This window comes from Planktothrix sp. FACHB-1355, from assembly GCF_014748295.1.
In the GTDB taxonomy this organism is placed as follows: Bacteria; Cyanobacteriota; Cyanobacteriia; order Cyanobacteriales; family Aerosakkonemataceae; genus Aerosakkonema; species Aerosakkonema funiforme_A.
Genome location: NZ_JACJUP010000242.1, coordinates 1 through 7,154 on the forward strand (window position 1 = coordinate 1; position 7,154 = coordinate 7,154).

Below are 7,154 nucleotides of genomic sequence, written 5' to 3' on the forward strand. Positions count from 1 at the left end.
TGGAATGGGCAATTAACCAAGGATACCGTTAAAAATAATTTAACTTCGAGTTCCCTCTCCGGGGACTAATTTTTTTGTTTGGCTCGCTCGTATTTGTTAAGTAGAAGCTAATAAGCAGCTTACCATCCTTGATGATTGTGATCGAGAAATTGTTTATCACAGTCCTTGCACAAATAACGTAGCAAAAAGCGTAGAGGTAATATTAAGTTGGAATAATTGATTTCTCCAAAGTGCGATCGCGACATTGGTCGCACAGCTAAACCTAACTCAAAAGGAAATCCCCACAGATAGTTCAGCACATAGTCTAACCATAGAAGCTAAAACTCTATAGCTGAAGCTATCAGTGAGGAAAGTTCCAAACTTCCATCAAAGAAGTTTTGGCGCAATCAGTTTTTACGCCCTAGATGGATGTCCGTTTATTGAAAGCATTTGCAGCCTGTCCTTCTGACTGTGGTGTAACGGCTTTTTCAGCACACAAAGCGATCGGTAACATAAATACGTACTCGGACAGTTTTTGGTTAGGAGGATGTCCTAGCTCAATAGATTTGCTATCCTCACCTTGAGCAGAAACGGGTAAAAAGTAGATATTGTCTCCTGAGCTAAAAGTGTGTTTGACAGTGGCGACTAACCGAACGCCAATGGTATCAACCAGAGAAGTTTTTAACGGTTGTAATTCCTCGTCTTCTTCTAGCGCATTGCCAATATTACCTAAACATTTGAGTGCTTCATCAGAGATAAACTTGCTAATGCTTTTTTGCAGTTCTATCCCTCGACTATTGGCAATTTGTGTTCCCGTACCTCCCAAAGAGTATAAACCTGCAAAAGATTCATTACGATAGTGTCGCGAAGGAACCAAAAGCCGCCGTTGCTTCAAGGATTCGTAAAAATTGGTGAAGAAAAAGCGTGCTGTATCATCCTCATTGACAAACAAATCGATTTTGGGAATAACGCAGACAAATTTGGTCGTTTTTAGATGTTCAGCGCCCTTTTGATCTTGAAGGTCGCTCAGTAACTTTTGGAGGAGTTGCAACTGACTAACTTGTGCAGCATTTTGACGAGAGGAGTTAACCCGATTGTAGTTATCTTCCAATCCTTTCCAAGTCCCGTCTTGATCTCCTTTAGTCAGCTTTTCTCGAATAGAAGGTTCGATGGACAGGTCGAAAAAGAATACAATGGTTTCGGCGTTTTTGAGAATCCGCAATACCCAAGGTTCGGAGCCACTTTTAGTTAAACTCTGAGCAGCAACTTCTCCAGGGATATCGGTAAAAACAAAGTGACTTTTTCCAAAAGAAGTGTTGGGAAATTCAACTGATAGTTTGATACTCCGTCTAACACCCAGAGGATTTGGTTTTGGCATTCGTCCTGCCCAATATTCTTGATTCAACTCGTTCATGCGAGCTTCATCATCGGGGGAGTCAAAACTAACTGTAGCACCAAGCGCCGCCGCGTTGGTATAGAAAGTGGTAAAGCCTGTTAGCATCACGGTAGATTTGCCAGTGCCAGGGCTACCCAATAAAATGACAGAGTGGGTTTCTTCTGGTTTAGGATACCAACCGCATTTGTCATTTTCCCAATCGTAGTTAAGCAAATTATTTGTAGTAGAATTTTCCGGGATATCGCCTACTAAACCACTGCAAGCGAAATGCACAAATTTGTAAATTTGAGTACCCAAAAACTCAACAATTCTGGCTACGACATCAGGCTGATTTCCATTTACTGCACCTGAACCTAAAGCAGCTTCATTCGTAGTTGGGTTAATTCCCAGTTGACGCACTGCTTGGACAAATTTGGAATCCCATCCTAAATTAGGATTGCCTAAAACTACTTCAGAGCAAAGGAGACGATGCAGTAATTTGGGAGAAACGTATGTCAGGCGAGGGAGAATAAACAGAACATTCGTTTTGATGCCGATTAGGGAGACAACTTGTATGTTTTGTTGACTGCGATGCCCTAACATCAGCGCTAAAATAAATTGAATTCGCAGAACTGCTTCGGCTAAATTTGGATCGGGAGTTCCATTCAGCGCTTTGTCAAGCTGTAGAATGCACTTGAGATAAAATAAAAGGTTAGGACAAACTTCATCCAAAAGTGCTTCTAAGCTAGCCCGTTCACCGTAAAATTTCTTCATCCATTGGGCAACATATCTTTGCTCGAAGATCAAATCGATTAATGGCCCAGATAAAGAGCGAGGTTCTAATCCAGATAGTAAGATTTCCTTAGCACGGTTGTAAATCTTTTGTACCTTGTCTTTATTAGCGTCTAGATTGGTAGCAACGACAGCTTCAAAATCGCTACGCCTGTAGAAGCTCCAGAAATTCTGTCCCCACTCGAAATAGTCGATATTTTTGCTAACGTATTCCTCGACAGCTTGAGCGCCTTGGGTATTTTTGTAGACTCCACCTTCTGCTAAGAATGGATTGTCAGCTTTTTCTTTGCGGTAAGAAGAGTTGACGGAAGTAGATTTAATGCCAATAATATTGATCTGTTCGAGAACGGCTTCCAGACCTTCTAAAAAGCTGCGATAGTTGGTGATAGAACTATCTAATTCTAGTCGAGCTTTTTTGGTCAAAATCATATCATAAGTACCTTGGCGGCGAATACCAAGAATGGAACCACAAGCAGGGCAGGTGATGCCGCTGTGTCCGGGTTTTACAGTTTCGAGAAAGTCTTTAACTGTGTTGGATGTCATTGTGTAATTCCTTGTGAAACTTCTGTCTTTTTATCGGGAGAGTTTGAAAAAAATATGCTGGGTTGGCTGGAAAAAGAAAAAATTTTTACTAAGTTGTTAAGGAAGATAAAGCGAAAAGCGTTAGAAACCAGGTTATTTAGAGAAACCTGGTTTCTAACCAATTTTGTTGCCTTTTCTCAGCTATAGTTATTTATTCCAATCGCGTTACCCTTTCTCTGAGGATGATTTGGCGACCTTGTGTAACAATTAGTTCTTGGGCTGTAAGAATATAATGCACATTGCCGTTAGCTGCGACAAATTGGCGACTATTATAACTCCTGAGAGGTAGAATAATGCCACCGAGTCTGCCATTTTTGTCAACAGCGACATACATGGATGGTCTACCATTGATGCCGCAAATATAAACTAAGAAGTTTCTGGTTTCGGCGAAAACGTAGCGAACCATGTTAGGGCAACTTATGGCTGGGATGAACTGTTGTGCTATAAGTTGGGTTTGTGGGATAGGGTGGGAAGTGCCTAAAGTTTGAGATGCTGGTAGCTGAAGAATGGCGTTAACGGTGGGATGAGTTATCGCTGATGCTTGCGCCACTATGTTGGAAGTGAAAAACAAGGATACCCCGACACCTGCTAAAGCAGTGATGGATTTGGTTAATTTGAGGGACTTCATAGCGGCTACTCCTTACAACAAAAGCCTTTCAGCACTTCTACACCACTGTTTTGAGGACTAAATCTAGTCCGCGTGGAAGCTTGGCTGTTTGTTTATCGGTATAGAGTGAGGAGAATATGCAGGTTTTTTGGGAACAAGGTCAGCAATTTGAGGAATACTGTGGATAATTACAGTAGTTCTCCCCCTTTCAGCTATGCGTCCCTGGAAGCTTACTTTAAGTAGTGTTAGTCTTCTGGTAACAGTTTCGACGGCTTTACCGATTAATTTGTTAGTGCCTTTTTCGGTTCCACAGGTTTTGGCTCAGACGGTGGAGGAACGGAAAGCGGAAGCCGATCGACTGTTCCAGCAAGGTCTTGAGCAGTATCATACCAGTCAAATTGAAGTTGCTTTGCAGTCTTGGAAACAAGCATTGACTATGTATCGGGAGATTAAAGATCGTCAGGCTGAGGCGAAAGTACAAAGTTTAGCAGTTGCACGAGAAATCAAAAACCTTGTGGGTGAGGGGAGCGCTTTGTGCAATTTGGGTATTGCTTATGATTTTCTTGGAGACTATGCCAAGGCAATTGAATACCAGCAGCAAAGTTTAGTAGTTGCAAGAGAAATCAAAGACCGTCAGCTTGAGAAGAATGTGCTGGGAAATCTGGGCAATGCTTATAATTCTTTGGGAGACTATACCAAAGCGATTGATTATTATCAGCAGAGTTTTGCAATTGCAAGAGAACTTAAAGACCGTGTGGGTGAGGGGCAATCTTTGGGGGATCTGGGCAATGTTTATAATTCCTTGAGAGACTATACCAAAGCGATTGATTATTACCAGGAGAGTTTAGCAATTGCACGAGAAATTAAAGACCGTGATGTTGAAGGTACGGCTCTAAGGAATCTGGGCAATGCTTATAGGTTCTTGGGAAACTATACTAAAGCAATTGAATACGTGCAGCAGAGTTTAGCAATTGCACGGGAAATCAAAAACCGTGTCGGAGAAGGGGTAGCTCTGAACAATCTAGGTGCTTTTCTTGGTGAATTAGGCAAGTTCTCAGAAGCAGAGATAGCATTGCGGGATGGAATAGAGGTTTGGGAATCTCTACGAGTAGGTTTGGGTAGCAGAGATGCTGAAAAAGTGTCAATTTTTGAACGACAAGCTGGCACCTATCAAATATTGCAACAAGTTTTGATTGCTCAGAACAAGATCAATGAAGCATTAGAAGTAGCTGAAAGTGGACGTGCTAGAGCTTTTGTGGATTTATTAGCCATAAATCTAGTATCTCCAGATTATAATACTCCGTCTTTGACAGCTAAACATATTCAAAAAATTAGTAAAGCGCAAAAGGCGATAATTGTTCAATATTCAATTATTTATAATAAGTTCAAAATTAAAAGAAAAATACAAGGACGTGAATCAGAATTATACATTTGGGTAGTCAAACCGACAGGTGAAATTGCCTTTCGCCAGGTCGATCTCAAACCCCTATGGCAGCAACAAAACACTTCTTTACAAGAACTCGTTAGCAAAAACCTCGAATTAGTCTCCGCAGGTATCAACAGAGGTGAAAGCGATAATCCAACCCTTTCCAACAATCCATCTTTTGCCCCTGGAGACTTAGTAAGACTCAATAACGATCGCCCTAATTACCCAGCATGGCAGGTAGTTTCTGTCAATCCCCAAAATCGCACGGTAAGACTCAGGCAACCTTCTTTCGCGGAAGGCGTAATTATAGAACGCCCGATCGCAGATGTAACCAAAGTATCATCTCCCAACGCACAGAACAAGCGCTTGCAGCAACTCCATAAACTCCTCATCGAACCAATAGCCGACTTACTGCCAACTGACCCCAATGCCCGTGTTATCTTTATTCCCCAAGGAGCCTTATTTTTTGTTCCATTTCCAGCATTGCAAGACGCTGACAACAAATTTTTAATCGAAAAACACACTATCCTCACCGCACCATCGATTCAAGTTCTCGACTTAACCCACCAACAGCGTCAACGAGTACCGGGAACAACTAAAGATGTGCTAGTAGTAGGCAACCCCACAATGCCGGAAGTTTCGCCTTTTCCTGGGGAACCTGCGCGACAATTATCTCCTCTCCCTGCTGCGGAACGGGAAGCAACGGAAGTAGCACAAATGTTCAAAACTCAAGCGCTGATAGGGAATCAAGCTACTAAGACGGCTATTTTATCCCAACTGTCCAAAGCCAGAATCATTCATTTGGCGACTCACGGACTATTGCATGATTATACAGGTGGGGGTGTACCAGGCGCGATCGCACTCGCTCCCTCTCCTAACGATAACGGTTTGCTCACCGCTAGCGAAATCCTAGATTTGAAACTCAACGCTGAATTAGTTGTCCTAAGTGCCTGTAACACCGGAAAAGGGCGCATTACTGGTGATGGCGTAATCGGGTTATCTCGTTCTCTGATTTCCGCAGGCGTTCCCAGTGTAGTCGTCTCCCTGTGGTCAGTACCCGACGCACCAACAGCATCCTTGATGACCGAATTTTATCGCCAGATGCAGAGAAGTCCTGATAAAGCGCAAGCACTACGTCAGGCGATGCTTACCACTATCAGAACACACCCCAATCCTAAAGACTGGGCAGCTTTTACCCTTATTGGCGAAGCGGAATGAGAAAGAGTTACATATTTTTCCAATCCTCTCCCGATACATAAACAGAAAGTAACGGAGTTAAGACAAGAGGCGATTATGGCAACGACTTTACCACAGATTGCACATTATCTCGATGAACGTGGTTGGAAATACAAACTCGATGAAGAGAATAACTGCATCATCACTGGGGTCAAAGCTAAAAACGTTGAGAATTTTTGGCTTGTTATCAATTTAATGGAGAACGGAGAGTATTTTCAGATGGTAGCACCCCAACTGCTAACGGGAGTGAAAGATCATGTATATAAAGGGGTGTTGTTTCAAACTTTATTAGCACTTTCTTGGGAAACTAAGATGGTGCGGTGGGAATATAACCAGCTTGATGGGGAAGTTCGCGCCTCAATTGAGTTTCCTTTGGAAGATGGCGGACTTACTCAAAGACAGTTTGATAGATGTTTAAATATGCTGATTCAGTTGGTCGATGAGTTAGCAATGCCACGACTTAAAACAGTGCTGGAAACTGGAGAAGATCCCAATCAAAAAGAGTTGGGGGAAAGATTATTATTGAGTCTGCAAGAGATTTTACCAGATGGGTCGCTGGGTTTGTTGGAACAGGCGATCGCAGCCCGCAAGCAAAGAGGAATTAGTTGATGGATAGATTGATTTAATTTTGGCTTAATACTACTCGTTGTGAGGATAATAAAAACAATGAAAATTGAACGAGAAAATGAGGAAAAAATGTATTCGACTTTTCTCCAATTTAAATGGATGAATAATCATCTCGTTGTTCCAGATGATCCTTGGCGATCGCACCGAAAATTACAACAGAATGCTAGGAAAGTTATCCAGTTAACTCCGACAGCTAACGAGCGAAATTTAGCAGAATACTGGATAAAAGACTTGCAACTTAATGCTATATCAATCATTTGGTTTTGGTTGCTCCTTCGAGAATATAATTGCATGGCTGGTATTCTATTTTTACGCGAACCCCCATTAGCTAGATTGCATTTATCAGCTTATTTTGAAGAAAGTTGCTTTTGGATTGCCCACAAATTAGCTCTAAAGCGATCGGGAAAATCATCCTATTCCTACTTGTTTCAGGAATACTTTCAAATAGCTAGAGTCATAGCTGCTCAACCCGAAAAAATTTTGCAAGACTACGACCCTAGCCGCAGTAATAGCGTCAAAAGCGTCAAAAA

Annotated in this window: 4 protein-coding genes and 1 pseudogene; 3 read left to right on the forward strand and 2 right to left on the reverse strand. The window is 42.1% G+C overall.

What is annotated here, in order from left to right:
* Positions 1-400 precede the first annotated feature (400 nt).
* A complete protein-coding gene (locus tag H6S82_RS12610; RefSeq protein WP_190463824.1) occupies positions 401-2,689 on the reverse strand; it encodes a hypothetical protein in 2,289 nt (762 codons plus the stop codon).
* 190 nt (positions 2,690-2,879) lie between these two features.
* Positions 2,880-3,356 (reverse strand): hypothetical protein, encoded by a 477-nt coding sequence (locus tag H6S82_RS12615; RefSeq protein WP_190463825.1) that lies wholly within the window; start codon positions 3,354-3,356, stop codon positions 2,880-2,882.
* A 193-nt stretch (positions 3,357-3,549) separates the two neighbouring features.
* Between H6S82_RS12615 and H6S82_RS12620 the strand changes: the two genes are divergently transcribed.
* The 3 genes and pseudogenes from H6S82_RS12620 to H6S82_RS12630 all read left to right on the forward strand — a co-directional run.
* Positions 3,550-5,979 carry a CHAT domain-containing tetratricopeptide repeat protein gene (locus H6S82_RS12620; RefSeq protein WP_190463826.1) on the forward strand — a complete coding sequence of 810 codons (2,430 nt, stop codon included), beginning with the start codon at positions 3,550-3,552 and terminating at the stop codon, positions 5,977-5,979.
* A gap of 75 nt (positions 5,980-6,054) precedes the next feature.
* Positions 6,055-6,606, forward strand: coding sequence for a hypothetical protein (locus tag H6S82_RS12625; protein WP_190463827.1), 552 nt, complete (start codon positions 6,055-6,057; stop codon positions 6,604-6,606).
* A gap of 57 nt (positions 6,607-6,663) precedes the next feature.
* A pseudogene (locus H6S82_RS12630) lies at positions 6,664-7,154 on the forward strand (hypothetical protein); the annotation flags it as partial.